Here is a 1181-nt window from a genome sequence, read left to right as displayed (position 1 = left end):
TCAAAACTGATGAAAATCTCTTTGCTGGCTTGAGTTTGGCAGCTAATTTCTACATTTCGGTAGTAATTGTTTAGGCTACCAAATTTTTCTACAGCTTGGATAAATTGGTCTCCCTGTGGATTTTTATATTGTTCCAACGATGGGGGTTGGAGTTCTTCGCTGGCTGGCTTTGATGGGATAGGCGGATTTTGAGCTGGTGCTTGAGAGGTTTCGATAGCTATAGCTTGATACCAAGCATAATTGGCTTTTTCTGGTTGCCCCAACTGCGTCAACACTTGAGCTAAATTGCGATAAGCTCCGGCAAAATTTGGTTTAAGCTCGATCGCCTTTTGGTAATAAGCACTAGCGGGCTGCCACTGTTGCTGTTGAGCATAAAGACTGCCGACATTAGCATAAACTTCTGGAAAATTAGGCTGAATTTTGAGGGCATTTGCGTAACAGTCTGCTGCTGCTTGCATCTTCCCCAAACCTTGAACAGCATTGCCCAATGTTTTCCAGGCTGCTGCAAAATTAGGTTGAATTTTTAGGGCTTGTTGGCTGGCTGCGATCGCATCTGAGAGCTGTCCTTGTTTCAAACAGTGCTCAGCTTGTTGGTGCAACCCAACAGCCGTCTGTGTTTGATTTTGAGGGGCTGACGCATTATTTGTTGCTGGTTGGTTGGGGCGATCGCTCTTAGCATCTACCTGAGAGTTTTCTGCCTTCTGAGGCTGTTGATTTGCTGACTCTTTGTCATAAATCTCTTTCGCCACGAAACGAGAGGTAGCTTTCGGTACAAACTCGACAAATCCTAATTGTTGGGCTAAATCCCGCGCTGCTTCTACTTGGTGCTGGTTGTGTTCAAATATCAGGTAATGCCAGACAGCTTTTCCGCCAGCTTGGATAAAGGCATTAACCGACTGCATTATCCTGTCCCAGTTGGTATTTTGGCGGTAGATGCTATTAGTATCGGCTAAGCCGTCGATACTAAAAATTACGCGATCGTATTCTCCTGTCATCGCCTTGGCCAGGGCTTGCCACCAGTCTGGATTGCGTCCGCTACCGTTGGTGTACAGGCAGATATGAGGAACTCCCATGCGGTGCAAATACTCGATCGCCGGAATTGTTGTATTGCTAGTCATAGCATCGCCGTAGTTGCCGCACATATACACCAAATCCAACTGAGAGCAAAACTCTTGTGGGAA

At 46.1% G+C, this 1181-nt stretch carries 1 protein-coding gene; it reads right to left on the bottom strand.

Annotation, left to right across the window (positions count from 1 at the left end):
- On the bottom strand, positions 1 to 1181 hold a 1181-nt coding region (locus QUA38_RS29065; RefSeq protein ID WP_333168008.1), incomplete at both ends, for a tetratricopeptide repeat protein.

Origin of the sequence: Microcoleus sp. Pol12B4, assembly GCF_036701385.1 — a bacterium.
In the GTDB taxonomy this organism is placed as follows: Bacteria; Cyanobacteriota; Cyanobacteriia; order Cyanobacteriales; family Microcoleaceae; genus Microcoleus.
This window is presented reverse-complemented; position numbering and strand designations above follow the sequence as displayed.